12 protein-coding genes are annotated in these 16,545 nt (G+C 64.7%); 4 read left to right on the top strand and 8 right to left on the bottom strand.

Features of this window, described 5'->3' with window-relative positions:
• Positions 1–31: 31 nt before the first annotated feature.
• On the bottom strand, positions 32–1,663 hold the full coding sequence (locus AC1DS3_RS07890; protein WP_477126963.1) for an AMP-binding protein: 1,632 nt from the start codon (positions 1,661–1,663) through the stop codon (positions 32–34).
• Positions 1,663–2,946: an acyl-CoA dehydrogenase family protein gene (locus tag AC1DS3_RS07885; RefSeq protein ID WP_441630715.1), complete on the bottom strand. Its 1,284-nt coding sequence runs from the start codon at positions 2,944–2,946 to the stop codon at positions 1,663–1,665. Before AC1DS3_RS07885 ends, AC1DS3_RS07890 begins: the two co-directional genes overlap by 1 nt.
• Positions 2,947–3,217: 271 nt before the next feature.
• On the opposite strand from AC1DS3_RS07885, the gene AC1DS3_RS07880 reads away from it, so the two are divergent.
• Positions 3,218–5,899 carry a winged helix-turn-helix domain-containing protein gene (locus AC1DS3_RS07880; RefSeq protein WP_441630713.1) on the top strand — a complete coding sequence of 894 codons (2,682 nt, stop codon included), beginning with the start codon at positions 3,218–3,220 and terminating at the stop codon, positions 5,897–5,899.
• A gap of 112 nt (positions 5,900–6,011) precedes the next feature.
• Here the strand turns inward: AC1DS3_RS07880 and AC1DS3_RS07875 are convergent, their stop codons facing one another.
• From AC1DS3_RS07875 to AC1DS3_RS07860, 4 genes are all read right to left on the bottom strand, one after another.
• Positions 6,012–8,309 (bottom strand): xanthine dehydrogenase family protein molybdopterin-binding subunit, encoded by a 2,298-nt coding sequence (locus tag AC1DS3_RS07875; protein WP_477126962.1) that lies wholly within the window; start codon positions 8,307–8,309, stop codon positions 6,012–6,014.
• The gene (locus AC1DS3_RS07870; protein WP_441630709.1) at positions 8,306–8,773 is read right to left on the bottom strand and encodes a (2Fe-2S)-binding protein; all 468 of its coding nucleotides are present in this window, start codon (positions 8,771–8,773) and stop codon (positions 8,306–8,308) included. The genes AC1DS3_RS07875 and AC1DS3_RS07870 overlap by 4 nt, the downstream gene beginning before the upstream one ends.
• A 93-nt stretch (positions 8,774–8,866) precedes the next feature.
• Positions 8,867–9,349 carry a MerR family transcriptional regulator gene (locus AC1DS3_RS07865; protein WP_441630707.1) on the bottom strand — a complete coding sequence of 161 codons (483 nt, stop codon included), beginning with the start codon at positions 9,347–9,349 and terminating at the stop codon, positions 8,867–8,869.
• A 159-nt stretch (positions 9,350–9,508) separates the two neighbouring features.
• Positions 9,509–10,753 (bottom strand): saccharopine dehydrogenase family protein, encoded by a 1,245-nt coding sequence (locus AC1DS3_RS07860; RefSeq protein ID WP_477126961.1) that lies wholly within the window; start codon positions 10,751–10,753, stop codon positions 9,509–9,511.
• A gap of 390 nt (positions 10,754–11,143) precedes the next feature.
• Between AC1DS3_RS07860 and AC1DS3_RS07855 the strand changes: the two genes are divergently transcribed.
• The 3 genes from AC1DS3_RS07855 to AC1DS3_RS07845 all read left to right on the top strand — a co-directional run bounded on the left by AC1DS3_RS07855 (position 11,144) and on the right by AC1DS3_RS07845 (position 14,435).
• Positions 11,144–12,379 (top strand): NADH:flavin oxidoreductase/NADH oxidase family protein, encoded by a 1,236-nt coding sequence (locus AC1DS3_RS07855; protein ID WP_441630703.1) that lies wholly within the window; start codon positions 11,144–11,146, stop codon positions 12,377–12,379.
• 198 nt (positions 12,380–12,577) lie between these two features.
• The gene (locus tag AC1DS3_RS07850; RefSeq protein ID WP_477126964.1) at positions 12,578–14,242 is read left to right on the top strand and encodes an ABC-F family ATP-binding cassette domain-containing protein; all 1,665 of its coding nucleotides are present in this window, start codon (positions 12,578–12,580) and stop codon (positions 14,240–14,242) included.
• A gap of 40 nt (positions 14,243–14,282) precedes the next feature.
• The gene (locus tag AC1DS3_RS07845; protein WP_441630700.1) at positions 14,283–14,435 is read left to right on the top strand and encodes a hypothetical protein; all 153 of its coding nucleotides are present in this window, start codon (positions 14,283–14,285) and stop codon (positions 14,433–14,435) included.
• A gap of 565 nt (positions 14,436–15,000) precedes the next feature.
• On the opposite strand, the gene AC1DS3_RS07840 is transcribed toward AC1DS3_RS07845, so the two are convergent.
• Together AC1DS3_RS07840 and AC1DS3_RS07835 are read right to left on the bottom strand one after the other, a co-directional pair.
• Entirely contained in the window at positions 15,001–15,606 is a 606-nt protein-coding gene (locus AC1DS3_RS07840; RefSeq protein ID WP_441630698.1) for a type VI secretion system amidase effector protein Tae4, read from the bottom strand.
• Entirely contained in the window at positions 15,599–16,180 is a 582-nt protein-coding gene (locus AC1DS3_RS07835; protein ID WP_441630696.1) for a PAAR domain-containing protein, read from the bottom strand. Before AC1DS3_RS07835 ends, AC1DS3_RS07840 begins: the two co-directional genes overlap by 8 nt.
• Between the last annotated feature and the right edge of the window lie 365 nt (positions 16,181–16,545).

The following is a 16,545-nucleotide window of genomic DNA, read 5'->3' as shown; positions in this document are numbered from 1 at the left end:
GGTTTGCCCTGTCCGTTTTGTGTTTTGTGGCTTAAGCCGGTACTTCCTGGAAAACGTTGTCGCGCCGGGCCTGGAACGCTTCCAGCAGGAAGCGTTCCTGTGGCTTCTCCGAAGCCGTCTTGGGTATTTCCGCGATGACCTGGAGGTAGGACGGCACCATGCCGGCACTCAGCCGCTCGCGGCAGCTGGCGAACAGGGCCTGCGGATCAAGCGCCCCGCCGCGTGCGGGCACGATGGCGGCGACCACGTCTTTCTCGCCGGGCGCGCCGGATGCCGCCGGCACGCCGTAGACATAGACGTCGGCCACGTCCTCGCATTCGGCGATGACCCGCTCGATCTCGCCGGGCTGGATGAAATCCCCGTTGTGCCGGATGCCGCCGCCGATGCGGTAGTCGAAGTAGAGCCAGCCGTGCTCGTCGCGGTGCCCGATGTCGCCCATGCGCAGCCAGCCATTGCTGGTCTTTTTCGCGGATGCGTCGGGGTTGTGCAGGTAGGCCACGTCCGCCGGCGTGCCGTTGGCAAGCTGAAAGATCAGTTCCCCTGGCTGGTTGGCCGGGACATCCCGGTCCTGATCGTCGACGACCCGGACATTGAGGAAAGGCGGCGGCTTGCCGATGCTGCCAACCGGCCCTTCGCCCAGGTTGACGCAGAGCCCGCCCTCCACCGCGCCGTAGAACTCGACGATGCGCACGCCGAACCGCTTCGCGAACGCTTCCCAGATGGCGGCGGGCATGCCCGCGCTGATGACAAAGCGCACCGGGTTGTCCRCATCGTTGGCCTTGGGCGGCTCGCTGTAGACCGCGGTGGTCATGCCGCCAAGCAGCGTGAAGGTGGTGCAGCCATACCTGCGGGCGACGTCCCACAGGCGCGACTTGGTGAAGCGCCGGCTGAAAACCGCGCGCATGCCGAGCTTGAGCGTCGCGGCCAGCGTCACGATCTGCGCATTGCCGTGCGTCAGCGAGAGGCCGGTATAGGGACGGTCATCCCGTACATAGCCGAACAGCGGCGCCCACCCCGCGGCAGCGCCGTAGCGCGCGTGCCGCATGACCACGCCCTTGGGATCGCCGGTGGTGCCCGAGGTGTACATGATCTGCATCGGGGCCAGCGGATCCACGCTGCGGACAGTCTGCGTGGCAACCGCCGCGCTCAAGATATCCCCCATTCGCGGATAGTCACCCTGCAGCGGCAGTACCTTCGAGGAATCGGACTCCAGCAGCCAGACCCATTGCAGGTCCGGGACGTCCTGCCTGACCGCCATCAGTGTCTGCACCGCATAGTCGGCACAGATGACGCCCCTGCAGCCCGAATGGCGCAGCATGTAAGCGAGCTTGTCGCCACGGGTGCGGGGATCGATCGGCACGAACACGGTGCCGCTGATCGATGCACCGACCATGGCGTCGACGAATTCGGGGTGGTTCTGCATCAGCAGCGCAAACCTGTCGCCTGGCGCCATGCCTGCCTGGTCGAGGGCGGCCGCGATGCGGCAGCCATTTTCCCAGAGCTGGCGGTAGGTCCTGACCTCGGCGGGGCCGCCCTCGTGGTCGAAGGTCAGCACGTCGCGGTCCGGCTCCGATTCCGCACGGTTGGYAATCAGGTTGGCCAGGATCAGTTCATCGCGCGTGGCCGCGGTGCCAGCTGCCACGCCAGCCTCGGTCGCGCCCATCACACACGCTCCTCGTCGACCAGGTAGGCCCCGCCCTTGATAGCCAGGACCTCGTTGCAGCCATCCTCGATCAGCGATGCCCGCGCGTCGCGCAGGATCTTCTCGATCGGGTACTCGCGCGTCAGGCCATTGCCGCCGAAGATCTGCAGCGCGTCGCTGGCCACCTCGAACGCATGCTGCGTCGAGGTGACCTTGGCCATCATCCCGGCATGCAGCGCGGGCGGATCGTTGGTCAGGTTGTAGTGCACGACACGCTGGGCGAGTGCCCGGGCGCATTCCACCTTACGTGCCAGATGGAACAGGCGGTGGGCCACCGACTGGTGACGGATGATGGGCACGCCGCCCTGCTTGCGCTCATGGGCGTAGTCAAGCGCGAGCTCATACGCGGACCTGGCCGTGCCGGTGAACACGGTGGCCATGATCGAATTGGCGAAGGTGTGGATGGCGTAGACCGCCGTCAGGTAGTCATCGGGGCCGGCGAGCAGGTAGTCCTTCGACAAGCGCACGTTGTCGAAGTAGATCTCGCCCTGGTTGAGCGCGCGCTGGCCCATCTTGTCGAGCGGCTTGCCGCGCGAGACGCCGGGTGCGTCCATCGGTACATAGACCACGCAGCCGCGCCGGCTGTCCGGACCGTTGCCGGAGTCGGCGGCACAGTAGAGGATGCAGACCTCGGCAATGGTGCCGTTGGATACCCACGCGGACTTCTGCCCGTTGATCACGACGGCGTCACCGTCCAGCGTGGCCACGCAATTGGGCCGCCCATAGTTGCCCTGGGGGTGGAAGATCATGCGGTTCGCATCCAGCGAGTCCGAGCCGTGGTCCGGCTCGGTAATGCCCCAGCAGCCAAGCATCGTGTCGGGGAAGCGCTCCATCAGGAAGCGATTGCCGAATGCGGCCGCCATGAAAGCGGGCAGCAGGCCGGCGCCGATCGAGATGGCCAGGCCCGCGTCTCCCCAGCCCAGTTCCTCGAACAACACGCAAAGGACTTGGGCGCGCTCGGACGGCTCGAGTTCGAAGATGGATTCGATGGTGAAGCCCAGGTCGAGGTACTGCTTGCGCGACTTCCAGAACGGYGAGTCAGGCGCGATCACCTCGTCGGGCGTCATCTTGTCGAGCCGGATGCCGACCGGCCGAAGCACCTCTTCGGCAAAGCGGTGCACCGTCTCCTGGACCATGGCCGCCGTCTCGGACAGCGCCGGCTGCGCGCCGAGGGGACCAAGCTTGGGTTTTGGGGATGCCGGCATGGCTGGCGGTTCGACGTCAGGGGTGGCCGTGGCTTTCATGGTGTGTCTCCTTGTGTTCAGGTGTCCGGTCGGTACGTCTGAGGGTGCGTCCGATCTCTGTGCCTGAAGCTTAGGGCGCCGTGACTTGCGCCTGCATCACGCTGAACCGTGAATCGGTGGCTGGCGCGGTGTCACGGAAATCCGTGATTGCCGGTGCGGTGCCCGATATGCCACTGGCGGCTAGCGCCGGGACGCGGTACGCTGGTGACCGCTTGACCGCTTGATCGCTTGATCGCCCCGTCCCCCATGCCGCCAACGTCGAACCGTGCCCATGCTCTCTGGCAACGATCCYTTTTCCGGCCCTGCGCTAAATCCGCTCAAGCTGGCGCCGCCCGGTGAGATCGGGCCAGGCGTCGAGCGAAGTGCCATTGCTGCCACCTGGGCTGACAGCCGCGCCGCCGTGACGCTGGTCTGCGCCCCGGCCGGCTTTGGCAAGACCACGGCGATGCGACAGCTCCTGGTTGCCGCACGGCAGCACGGCGTGCCGGCTGCCTGGCTCAATCTCGACAGCGCTGACAACGACCTGGGCCGGATCACCCCCTATCTCTGGGCAGCCCTGCACACGGCACTGCCTTCGCTGGGAGAAGCACCATCAACCGGCCAGTGGATCGATGCCTCCCGGGGGCTGCCGGGCGGATCCGCCCGGCAGTTGCTCGACGTGCTGTCCCGGGTAGAGACACCCTTTGTGTTGTTCGTGGATGAATTCGAGCTGATTAAGGACAGCAGCGTGTTGTCCCTTTTCAGCGAGCTGGCCTTCAGTCTTGGCCCGGGCCAGCGCCTGGTGCTCGGCTCACGCCACAAGCCTGGCCTGCCGCTCGGGCGCCTGCGCGTGCAACAGCGCCTGCTGGAAATCGACGCGCCGATGCTGCGCTTTGGCGCCGGCGAAGTCCGCGATTACATGACGGGCTGCCGTGGCATTGGCATGGCGGATGCGGACCTGGGCGAACTCCAGGCCCGCACCGAGGGTTGGCCCGCGGCGCTGCAGCTCGCGGCCTCGGCACTGGCCGGGCGCGCAGACTCGCGAGCGTGGCTGCAGCAGCTTTCCGGCACAACCGGGAACCTCGCGGAGTACCTGGCCGAGGACGTGCTGTCCAGGCTGTCCGAGCCCCATCGCCGCTTCGTGCTGCGCTCGTCCATTTTCGAGGCGATCTGCCCCCAGCTCTGCGATGCCGCGTTCGGGAGCGCGGACAGCGCGGACTGGATTGCGCGGAGCGTCCGTGACAATCTCTTCCTGCTGCCGATCGAGGCCGAAGGCGACTGGTATCGATACCATCCCCTGTTCAGGCAGTTCCTTCGTGCACAACTCTCGCGCACCGCCGCGCAGGAACTGGCCGGGCTGCATGTGCGCGCGGCGAACTGGCTGGCATCGACGGCCCGTTACGCCCAGGCCATCGCGCATGCTTCGGCTGCCGGCGATACCGCGCTGACCGCCGATCTGCTCGAACGCTGCGGCATGGATTATGTACGTGGCGGGCAAATGGCCCTGGTGGTGCAGTGGGCCGACACGCTGCCGCACGCCGAACTTGAACGGCGTCCTGCCGTGCTGGCCGCTACCGCGTACGCCATGGTTTTCCTGCACCGGTATGCGGCCGCGGAGCGCCTGCTGGGCGCGCTGGAGAAGCATCCCGGAGCCAGCCACGAGGAAGACGTCACCGTCCTGCGGGTCATGTTGTCAGCCTGGCTGGACCGGATGGACGATGCTGTCCTGGCGGCGCGCACGGCCCTGGCGGGCGCGGGGCTCGCATCGCCCTTTGTCAGCGGCCTGCTCCAGAACGCGGTGGCGTACGGCGATATGCTGCAGGGACGCTTTGTCCCGGCCCGGCATGCCCTGTTGCAGGCAAAGCGCGAGCTCGAGTCCGTCAACGCGATCTACGGATTGACCTACAGCGCCTGCATCGAAGGCATGATCGACATGCTGCAGGGCAATGTCCGCGACGGCCTTGCCCGCTTCAGTGCCATGCTGAACCGCATCGTTGCCAGCGGGCAACGCTACACCAGCTCGGGCCCGGTTGCATGCACGCTGCTGGCTGAAGCACTCTACGAACTTGGCGACAGCGCCGCCGCCGACGCGCTGCTGAGCGAATACCTGCCCCTGATCCGCGACACCTGCCTGCCGGACCACCTGATCGTCGCCCATCGGCTGGCTTCCCGCATCGCGTGGCTGGGCGGCGACGCCGGCAAGGCCCTGGACCAGCTCAACACACTCCAGGGACTTGGCGACGCACGCGGCATCGCACGCTTGGGCATGGCGGCCGCCATCGACAGGAGCCGTCTTGCCTTGCTGGCGGGCGATGTCTCCAGCGCGCGGCATGGATTGGCCGTGGCCGCGTCATTGGCGCCACCTTCCGGTACCCTGATGCGTTACTCGGACGACCTCGACGATCTCGAGATCGCCAGCTTTCGCATTGCGCTGGTGGCCCCCGGCGAAGAAGCCGATGTGGAACGCATCGAAGCCGCACTGCGCCTTGCGGAGCGCAGCGGCCGTGCGCGGCGTGCCGTGCGCCTCGCTTGGCTGCTGGCGCAGGCGCACCATGCCGCGGGCCGGTCTGCGCAAGCACGGATCTGGCTTGAGCGTGCCCTGGCACAGAGCCAGGCGTGGCAGGCGCACCGGATCCTTGCCGATGAGCCGTGGCATCTGCAACCACTGCTTGCATCACTGGCATCGCGGCAGCATGTCTTCGATCCGCGGTACCTTGAGCGACTGGTACAGGCCGCACAGGCCTCATCGCAGCGCGGGACGCCCGTGCGCGGCGAACAGGAAGGCCTGCTCAGCCCTCGTGAACTCCAGATCATCCGGCGCGTCGCCGATGGCCACTCCAACAAGGCCCTGGCGCGTTTGCTGTTTGTTTCGGAAAACACCGTCGAGACACACCTGCGCCGCATCAATGGCAAGTTGGGCACAGGCAACCGGATGCAGGCCGTGGCACGCGCGAGGGAAATCGGACTTCTATGACCGAAATCCTTGGCGAGTGCAATGATCGATATCGCATCCAATATGGATGACGGCTTATGCGTCGACTACGGAGGTTCGAGGGACGCCGCGAAGTATCCACATTGTTTTTGCCTTACCCGATCGGCAGTTGCCGCACCGGTTTGCCGGTGAGCTGGGCGACGGCATGTGCCACGGCCGGTGCGACCGGGGGCACTGCAATTTCACCAACGCCACTGGGCTCGGCCGTGCTGGGCACGAGGTGGGTTTCGATCACCGGTGCCTGCGCCATCGTCAGCAGCGGATAGTCGGGGAAGTTGGCCTGCACGACCTGCCCGTCCTTGATCTGGACCTGGCCGTACAGCGCCGCAGTCAGCCCGAAGATGATCCCGCTTTCCATCTGCTGCGCAACGATGTCCGGATTGACCACCGTGCCGCAGTCCACGGCGCAGACAACGCGATGCACGCGCGGCTTGCCGTCCTTGAGCGATACTTCCGCCACTTGCGCCACCACCGAGCCAAACGCATTGTGCAGCGCGAGCCCACGCGCACGCGGTGCGCCGTCCGCGGCCGGTGCCAGCGGCTGGCCCCAGCCTGCCGCCTGCGCCAGGGTGTCGAGCACCTTCAGCTCGCGCGGGTGCGCCTTGAGCAAGTCGCGCCGCATCGCCAGCGGGTCAAGTTTGGCAGCGGCCGCCACATCGTTCAGGAAGCCCTCCAGGAAGAACCCGGTGTAGGAATGGCCGACGCTGCGCCAGAACCCGATCGGTACCGGCAAATCGACCACCATGTGCGCGATGTGCTCGTGCTCGATCTCGTACGGCAGGTCGAACAGGCCCTCGGCTKCATAGCGGTCAATACCGGCCGACGGCGCGCCGAACAGACGCTCCAGCTCGCCGGCCAGGATCGACTGCCCGGCACTGCGCGAGGCGATGGCCGTCACCTTGCCATTCTCGACGCGTGCCTTCAGCCGTGCGATGGCCTGCGGGCGATAGAAGTCGTGGCGGATGTCGTCTTCGCGCGCCCAGATCACCTGTACCGGGCGGCCCTCGGTCTTGGTGGCGATCGACACGGCCTGGCCGATGAAATCCGACTCCAGCCGCCGTCCGAATCCGCCGCCAATAAGCGTGATGTCGATCCGCACCTGGTCCCGGCTCACACCTGCGGCGCGCGCGGCGACCAGTTGCGCCAGCGTGGCCACCTGGGTGGGCGCCCAGAGCTGCACGCCATCCCTGGTCACCTGCGCCGTGCAGTTGATCGGCTCCATGGCGGCATGCGCCAGGTACGGCACACTGTATTCAGCCTCGACGAGGGTTGCGCCATCCGTCTTGTCAAAGGCCTTCAGGCCATCGCCCATCGAACGGTACGTGTGGCCGCCCTTGTCGCTGTCGAGCGCGCCGACGAGCTGGCGCCGGATGCCCGCGGAATCGAGCGAGGCATGCGGCCCGTTGTCCCAGGCCGGTTCGAGCTTTTCCAGGGCCTGGCGTGCCTGCCAGTAGTGGTCGGCCACCACCGCCACGCCCGGTGCGCCACCCGTCGATCCCTCGAACGGCACGACATAGCGCACGCCGGGCATGGCAAGCGCCGCCTTCGACTGGAAGGTCTTGAGCTTGCCGCCAAACACTGGACACATGACGACCGCCGCATACAACATGCCGGGCGGCCGCGCATCGATGGCAAAGCGTGCGCTGCCATCCGTCTTGGCGGCGATGTCATTGCGCGGTGCAGGCTTGCCAATCAGTCGATATTGCGCAGCCGGTTTGAGCGTGACGCTCGATGGCGGCGCAATGTCGCGCGCCTTCCGCGCGACTGCGGAGAAAGGCATCTGCTTGCCGCCCGGGCCGATGAGCTGGCCTTCGCGCACCGTCACCTGCGCCGCCTGCACGCCCCATTCGCGCGCAGCAGCTTCCACCAAGGCGGCGCGCGCGGTCGCGGCGGCCTCGCGCACTGGCTGCCAGCCATCGGCCACGCTGCTGCTGGCGCCGGTGATGATGAGGCCGATCTCGCGCGCGCTCTTAGCCATGATCCAGTGCAGTGCGCGCGCCCAGGTCTTGTCGGCATCGTCCGGATGCAGCGGCAGCGAGCTGTCGCCCATGGCGACGACATTGCCGTAGATGCGCTCGATGGGCGACGACTCGATGCTCACCCTTGCCAGCGGAATATCGAGCTCCTCGGCGGCCAGCATCGACAGCGCGGTGTGGATGCCCTGCCCCATCTCCACCCGCGGCATGGCGAGGATGACGTTGCCTTCCTGCGTGATCTTGATCCAGCCGTTCAGGGCGATCTGGCCGGACGTTTCAGGAAACACTGCGGGATCGMCAAGCCGGCTGCGCGGGGGCATCACGCCCCAGCCCACCACCAGCGCGCCGCCAAGGCCGAGCGCCCCCAGCAGGAATCGGCGCCGCCCGCGGCGCGGGGTCGTTGCGTTGGCGTTCATGCGCGGCCCTCCCGCAGCGCCTTCGCGGCACGCTTGATGGCGGTGCGCACGCGCGGATAGGTGCCGCAGCGGCACAGGTTGGTGATGGCCGCATCGATGTCGGCATCCCCAGGGTCTGGCTGCCGGGCCAGGAGGTCCGCCGCTGCCATCAGCATGCCCGACTGGCAGTAGCCGCATTGCGGCACCTGTTCGTCAATCCAGGCCTGCTGCAGCGCGTGGCGCTTGCCCGGTGCGCTGGCCAGCCCTTCGATCGTGGTGATGCGCTTGCCGGCCACCGCCGCCACGGGCAGGACGCAGGACCGCACCGCCGCGCCATCCAGATGCACGGTACACGCACCGCAAGCCGCGACGCCGCAGCCGAACTTCGTGCCTGTCAGGTTCAGGTGGTCCCGCAACACCCACAGCAAGGGGGTGGCCGGGTCGCATTCAACGCTGACCGGCTGGTGGTTGACGTCCAGATCCATGTGTTATCTCCTTGCCCTTACCGAAATGCATGCTGGCTTGCCGCGCATGCCGAGCGCGTTGGCCGCGCAGTTGCGCAGACCATCGACGGCCCATTAGCCAGTCCTGCCTGACCGGCGCCGGCTTGCCTTGCGAAGTGTAGTGACATCGCCCGCCCCCAGGGCCGGGCTTTCCATTTCCCCTGACCGCATCCGCGACAGCACCCTCCTCGCGTTGGTGGCGCAGTCAATATCCTCAGGCTTCGCCTCGATCTCCGCCAGCAGTGCGACGAGGTGCGCCTTGCTCTGCGCAAGCCGCGCCTCCAGCGCCTCGATGTCCTGCACCTTGCCGCGGAGCGTTTCAATCAACGAGCCATGCTTCCAGTGCGCCAGGTCGGGCGGTAGCAGCGTACGAATCTCGTCGAGACTAAAACCGGCCTGCTGCGCAGCCGCGATCAGGTCGAGCACCAGCACCGTTTGAGGCGGATAGGTCCGGTAACCGTTCGGCTGACGCTCGACCTTCAACAGGCCGATGCCTTCGTAAAAGCGGATGCGCGAAGGGGCAAGGCCAGTGCGCTCCGCCAGTTCCCCGATCTTCATGCTCGCCACACTCCTCAAACAATTTGAAGTCGCCCTCAAGAATCTCCGGCTCTAACCGTCAGTTAAAACGCGCTACCCAACCTAACGGCAGGGCTCAGCGTTTGGCCAACGCCATCTTGGCTTGCAGGCTGGATGAGCGGGCATCTTTCAGGTGCTTCGTCATATCACCTCGAAGCGCAAACCAGCATGGCGCGTCAGGCGGTCGATAAAGCGCTCGTCGAATATCGTCGCCGGTGTCCAGAAGCCGCCACCGCGCCCGATCTTGGTACCGTTCTTAACGTGGTCCAGTGCCAGACTGGCCGCCGCCTGGCCGAGTATCTTGCTAGTGGAGCCATAACCCGGATCGCGATCACCGGTGACTTTCACACGTAAGGTCTGCCCCCCTTCGGTTCGACCCAGGAAGCGTAGATCGTAGCGACCGGCCAACTGTGCCGCAGGGCTGGGCCCTTCACCGGGCTTGGGCAACAAGAAGCGCTCCATMACGCCGCGTATGGGGCTGATGACGGCTCCCACCATGAACGCACCGAGACCCGCCACGATCGTCAGTGCGGTCAAGCGGCCTTTGAAACCCACCCCTGTCAGCAGCGCTTCGTCATACGTGAACGGATTGCCATAGGCCTTGCCTGACAAGGCGTTGGATCGGTGAACCACGCGCTCATTGATCGCCGCCATGACGAAGGGGGCTATCCAGGCATCGAAGTCAGTATCGAATTCGGCGGCGCTAACGTAGTGCTGGCGTGCCGTGAAACCGTGGCCTCTGGGGCAAAGTGCATAGGGGTTGACCAGCTCCTTGCGCAAGGAAGGATCGGCAGCGGCCTCCTTGACCACATTGATCATGCTGGCCACCGTGCCGCCTGAAGCGCCACCCTTGATTGTCTTGACGCGCATCTTGACATGGGCGGCCGGGGCACCAAAATGCCGCATCGCCTGTCGCTGCAAGAAATAGACGCCCATGTCGGAGGGCACCGAATCGAAGCCGCAGCAATGCACAATGCGCGCCCCCGATTGCCGGGCCGTGGCCTCATATTTCTCGATCATCCGCTTGATCCACTKGGTCTCGCCGGCGAGGTCGCAGTAGTCCGTGCCACTTGCAGCGCACACCTTGATCAGCGGTTCGCCATACAGCGCGTAGGGGCCGACGGTGGACACCACCACCCGGGTCTGCGCGCACAGGGCTCGCAACTGGGCTTCGTCAGCAGCGTCCGCCACGATGATGGGCAGGGACTGCCCCGCCGCGCCCAGCGAGCGCCTGACGTCCTCGAGCTTCGCTTCGGATCGGCCCGCAATGGCCCAGCGCAAGGTTTCAGCCTGACCAGCGAGGTATTCGGCCAGGTACCGCGTCAGGATCTGACCAACAAAGCTGGTGGCGCCAAATACGACGACGTCATAGCCTGGGGCGGTCATGGACGTTTCCTTGCGGCGCTGATTGCCGAGGGGCTGGAATTCAAGCCTTCCGGCTCACCTTCCGTCGGTCCGAATTCGATCCGCGTGAACCGCCTATGCATATTCATTGCGTTTTCTCGATGATTGACCCTGTACGCGGTACCTGAGACAAGCCGATCAACAGTGGGCAGCCAACACTTTAAGGTTAAACACAACTTTAAGGTCAAGCATCCAGATGCGGATAGTTCGGGTTGGTCTCATTTCGGTCACCTTGTGGGGCCAAACAGCCGCCAGTCGGCGTCCAGTTCTCGCAGCCATCCACGGCGATGCTCACACGTCACCTCAAAAAAGGGGTTGACCTTAAAGTTGACTTCAACCTTAAAGTCAAGCCACGACAAACGAGGTGACCCCATGAACGTGTTCGACAAGTTGATCCTCCGTAACGGTTCAACCGTTCCGAATCGCATCGCCAAAGCCGCCATGGAAGAGAACATGGCGGACGCTGACCACGCCCCCTCCGAGGCGCTGATGCGCCTGTACAAGGCTTGGGCAGAGGGGGGTGCCGGCCTGCTGATGACCGGCAATGTGATGGTGGACAGCCGTGCCATGACAGGGCCCGGCGGCGTCGTGCTGGAAGACGCCAGGCACCTGGACCGGTTCAAGCGCTGGGCACGGGTCGGCCGATCCAAGGAGGCGCAGTTCTGGCTGCAGATCAACCATCCCGGCCGCCAGATGCCTGCCAATCTGGGGCAGCCCACCTGGGCTCCCTCCGCTGTGGCAATGAACCTGGGCAATATGTCCAAGCACTTCAACACGCCGCAGGCGATGACGCAGGAGGTTATCGAGGACGTGATCCAGCGCTTTGCCCGTACGGCGCAACTGGGGGAACAGGCAGGTTTCACGGGCGTCGAAATTCACGCGGCGCACGGCTACCTKCTGAGCCAATTCCTCTCGCCGCTGAGCAACCAAAGAACAGATGCGTGGGGTGGCCCGCTGGAGAACCGCGCCCGCCTGCTCTTTGAGATCGTCAAGGCCGTACGCGCCGTGGTTTCGCCCGGATTCGCAGTTGCCGTCAAGCTGAACTCCGCCGACTTCCAACGTGGCGGCTTCAGCGCGGATGACGCCCGCCAGGTTGTGAAGCTGCTCAACGAGCTCGCCGTTGACCTGGTCGAGTTGTCGGGAGGCAGCTATGAGGCCCCGGCCATGCAGGGTGACGCCCGCGACGGCAGCACGCTCGCCCGCGAGGCCTACTTTGTCGAGTTCGCCCACGACATCCGCGCGGTGGCGAAGATGCCGGTGATGGTCACAGGCGGCATCCGCCGTCGGCCGGTGGCCGAGCAAGTGGTCAAGAGCGGCGTGGACATGGTTGGCATCGGGACCGCCCTGGCCATCGACCCCAATCTGCCGCGCGACTGGCGTGCGGGCAAAGACAGTGCGCCTGCGTTGCTGCCGATCAGTTGGAAGAACAAGCCGCTGGCCTCATTGGCCAATATGGCGGCAGTCAAGTTTCAACTGCGCAAGCTCAGCCGGGGCAAGGCCACTGATCCCAAGGTGTCACCGCTGCGCGCGCTGATCCTGCAGCAGGTGTCCAACGCATGCCGCGTCCGCCAATACCGGCGCTGGATGGCTCAGCGCGTCCATGCCTGACAGTCTGACTGAAGGAGCCGTCATTCACCGCCATGTTCGCTGGCCCCGCAGCCGGAACGCCCCGTGTGCCAGGAGACGCCTTGCTTTGTGGCCGATGTGCGCCGCAAAGCGCAAGCGGCTCTCACGCGTGCAGCCAGAAAAGCGACAGCCCTGCACGCCGGTCGGCTATCATGCCATTCCTCTCCGAAGTGGCCCCCTATGATTTCCGTCCGTAATGTCACGCTGCGTCGTGGCGTCAATGTCGTACTCGACCTCGCGTCCGTCACTTTCAACCCCGGCGAAAAGATTGGTCTTGTCGGCCGCAATGGCGCCGGCAAGTCGTCCTTCTTCGCCCTTCTCAACGGCACGCTGCACGAAGACAGCGGCGAGTTCTCGATTCCCGCTGCATGGAAGATGGGCCAGGTCGCGCAGGAGATGCCGGAGACCGAGCAGAGCGCGACCGACTTCGTAGTCGAGGGTGACACCGCGCTGTTGGCCGCGCAGGCCGAAGTAGCCGCCGCCGAGGCCAGCGACGACGGCATGCGCATGGCGCACGCCTACATGGCCCTGCACGACGCCGGTGCACACGATGCCCCCGCACGTGCCCAAGCGCTGATCCTGGGCCTTGGCTTCAGTGCTGCGCAGCTGAGCCAACCGGTCAACAGTTTCTCCGGCGGCTGGCGCATGCGACTGCAACTGGCGCGCGCGCTCATGTGCCCGTCCGACCTGCTGCTGCTCGACGAACMGACCAATCACCTGGACCTCGACGCGCTGGTCTGGCTGGAAGCCTGGCTCAAGCGCTATCCAGGAACCCTGGTAGTGATCAGCCACGACCGCGAGTTCCTCGACGCGGTGACGCAGGTGACGGTGCACGTCGACAATGCCAAGCTCGTGCGTTATGGCGGCAACTACAGCAAGTTCGAAGACATGCGCGCTGAGCAACTCATATTGCAGCAGGCCGCGGTGGCCAAGCAGGCAGACAAGATCGCCCACCTGCAGAAGTTCATCGACCGTTTCAAGGCCAAGGCCTCGAAGGCGAAGCAGGCGCAGAGCCGGGTCAAGGCGCTCGAACGCATGGAGAAGATCGCACCGGTGCTTGCCGACGCAGAGTTCACCTTCGAGTTCAAGGAGCCGCTCAACGTCCCGAACCCGCTGTTGTCGATGCTGGACGCGAGCTTCGGCTACCCGGCGCCGACCGACGCACTGCCGGGCACGCCGCCCACGGTCATCGTGCGGGGCATCAATCGTTCCGTGCTGGCCGGGCAGCGCATCGGCATTCTCGGTGCCAACGGTCAAGGCAAGTCCACGCTGGTGAAGACGGTGGCGCACGCGCTGGCGCCGATTTCCGGCGAAATCAGCGAAGGCAAAGGCCTGAATATCGGCTACTTCGCACAGCAGGAACTCGACGTGCTGCGCCTGCTCGACACGCCGATGGAACACATGATCCGCCTTGCCAAGGACACGCCGGCGCACATGCGCGCCCCCGGCCAGAGTGGCACCGAACAATCCCTTCGCACCTTCCTCGGCACATTCAGCTTCAGCGGCGACATGGTCCATCAGGCGGTTGGCACGATGAGCGGCGGTGAAAAGGCGCGGCTCGTGTTGTGCATGATCGTGTGGCAGCGCCCCAACCTGCTGCTGCTCGACGAGCCTACCAACCACCTCGACCTGGCCACACGCGAAGCGCTAGCCATGGCGCTCAACGAATTCGAAGGCACTGTGATGCTGGTCAGTCACGACCGGGCCCTGCTGCGCGCCGTATGCGACGAGTTCTGGCTGGTCACCAAGGGCGGCGTCGAGCCCTTCGACGGGGATCTGGACGACTACCAGCAGTTCCTGCGCGACGAAGCCCGTCGCATGCGCGAGCAGGCTGCCGCAGAGTAGGAGGTCATCGCCTGAAATGGTGAGCTTCACAGGATTCAGCGTGAAGGTCACCATTGAGCGCCTCGAGACTGATACGAACTTCGGCGCCGAGATCGTTCTCGGACTCACTTCGCCCACTTTGTTTCGCTGGATCGAACGGCAGAGATGGGGTGAGGATTCAACCGGTCAACGCAACACACTGAAGGCTGCGTGAGCAGTGAGGGGTGTTGCATCGACCGGTTGAATCCTCATTCGGAAGCTGACGCCGGAGCCGTGCTGGGGCGAACGACGGCGGCGGGTCGGTTGCCATCGTTGCGACAATCAGCCGCTCCCGGCCATGGCCGGCCCTCGCTAGGCAGCACTCCCGCGTGCGGTCAGATGCCACTGAACTGCCCCGGATTAGTGGGCGAGAAGTGGTAAACAGGGCCTTACCCTAAGCCGCTACAGCGCAACAATTCTAGTGGCGGCGAATGCCACTGCCCAATGTGTGAGAATCGCCGCCATTAACGCCGCGACTAGCGGGCCGGTTCTCTCGACGCGCGTGCTTAGCACGAACCCCAACACGCCAAACAGAACCGGTGGAACGGGTATCAACAGGATCAAGCCAAACAGCATCCGCGCATCAGCAGGGCACACGTCTATTCCAACGCATGTCCCAGGCTGCGGCGTGCATAGCCGCAGGAACATGTCACAGAGGTACGCATCAATGACGGAAGATCCGACGACACTTGCCAAGCCGACGCCGACAAATGCGATCGTCACGACGAAGCGCCACCTGCTCACTTGATTTCCCAAAAGAGTATCTCCGTTGATCGACCGAGGTCCGACCATCCATAGCGGGTGCCGGGAAAGAACGCATCCCACCCCAAGCTGCGGCCGATTGTTGAAACGACGCCGGGAGTACTGCTGATCGTCAGCCGCGACCCATTCCACAGGTCAATGTGACCGCCGCTAGCGTTCCCAGCCGTTTCGCCATCGCGCCTCCAATAGTTCCTGAACGCAACGATACCAGTGCGTCCCGCGATCTTCTTTTGCCAATCAGACCCGTTGATGTTTTCCGGTGCGCCGATGCCAGCCATTGGCTTGAGCCGCAGCCAGTTCGCCATCTCGGAAGCCAGAACGGCTGTGCGCTTTCCTTCCAGGCGAATCTGGCCCTTGCCGCGGAACGACTTCATCTCGATGCCAACCTTGTGCAGGGTGACGCTCATCCGAATCGCGCATTGATTTTCAAAGCCCGCCGGCACATCTCCTGTCTTGGGATCGACGTATGGCGTTCCTCCCGGATAGGCCGCCCACAATTCGGAAAATGTGACCCTCCTGAGCGGCACCTCGGCCTGGGAGTCCACTTTTGTATTGGTTGGCACCAGTTTTTTCTTGTTAGCCATCCTCGTCTCCAAGGTGCTTTGCGAGCGCTTCATCCCCCCAATAGACTGTCAACGAACCGGTGGTCATCGTAGCAATGCGAGGCAGCCGGCCCTGCTCATCCGTGTGGCCAAACAATCCGCGGCCATCTGACGTTTCCACAAAATACGGGTAATCGGCAATGGGCCCGCTCGGGCTCACCGCTATCACCAGTTCGTCGAAGCTCTCCGGTACCGGCACTCCCGTAGTTGTGAATCCCGCATTACCGGAGCCGCGCAACCCGGATGCCCCGGCGCGCGCCCCCATATCCTCGAACCACTTTTCGCCGGCAACCAAAGCAACGATGCGCGGCGGCGTGGGGCACCGGCACAGGACAACATCGCCGTCCAGGGCAACCTCGCCCATGAACTGCATCCGGCGCGGCCCGCCCGCCTTCGCAATCGTGCCGGTGCTCTTGCAAGCTTCGCAGTAAGCCTGGCCTCCGATCAGTGCGGCCTGGTGGCCGGGATCACCAAAGGTACAAGCTGGGCCTGCATAGGGCAGGATCTTCCCACCGGGCTCCAGTACGTCGCCAACGCAGGCAATTCTTCGCCTCATGGTTGGACCTCCCGAATGTCGATGTGCTGTTTGTCTTCCTGCATATGATCTCCCTCGGGATGGGTTATGTGCGCAAATGCGCCCMCCCCATTTGGGCGTACTGCATCACGGAGATCAATGAGACTGGTCCGAATTTGTACTGAGAAATTTCTTTGTCTGTGCTGCACGTTTCCTACATGGGATCTGAGAGCGGTACCGACCACACCGACCCAAAGCCCCACTCGACGATCTCACGCTATACTCTCTCTCGTCGCTGCAACCACAGCGACCGGGATTGGAAGCCCGAACAAAGGCGGACCGCGCCGCCGCCTGGCGTTTTCATTGACAGGAGACCGCACCATGCGCCTCTTTGCATTCGACCATTC

The sequence above is a fragment of the Cupriavidus sp. 01L46 genome (genome assembly GCF_056399905.1).
This window is presented reverse-complemented; position numbering and strand designations above follow the sequence as displayed.

Excerpts from the sequence above, each read along its gene's own strand:
- AC1DS3_RS07870 (WP_441630709.1), bottom strand. The coding sequence starts at position 8,773 with ATGGATCTGGACGTCAACCACCAGCCGGTCAGCGTTGAATGCGACCCG.
- AC1DS3_RS07865 (WP_441630707.1), bottom strand. The coding sequence starts at position 9,349 with ATGAAGATCGGGGAACTGGCGGAGCGCACTGGCCTTGCCCCTTCGCGC.
- AC1DS3_RS07840 (WP_441630698.1), bottom strand. The coding sequence starts at position 15,606 with ATGGCTAACAAGAAAAAACTGGTGCCAACCAATACAAAAGTGGACTCC.
- AC1DS3_RS07835 (WP_441630696.1), bottom strand. The coding sequence starts at position 16,180 with ATGAGGCGAAGAATTGCCTGCGTTGGCGACGTACTGGAGCCCGGTGGG.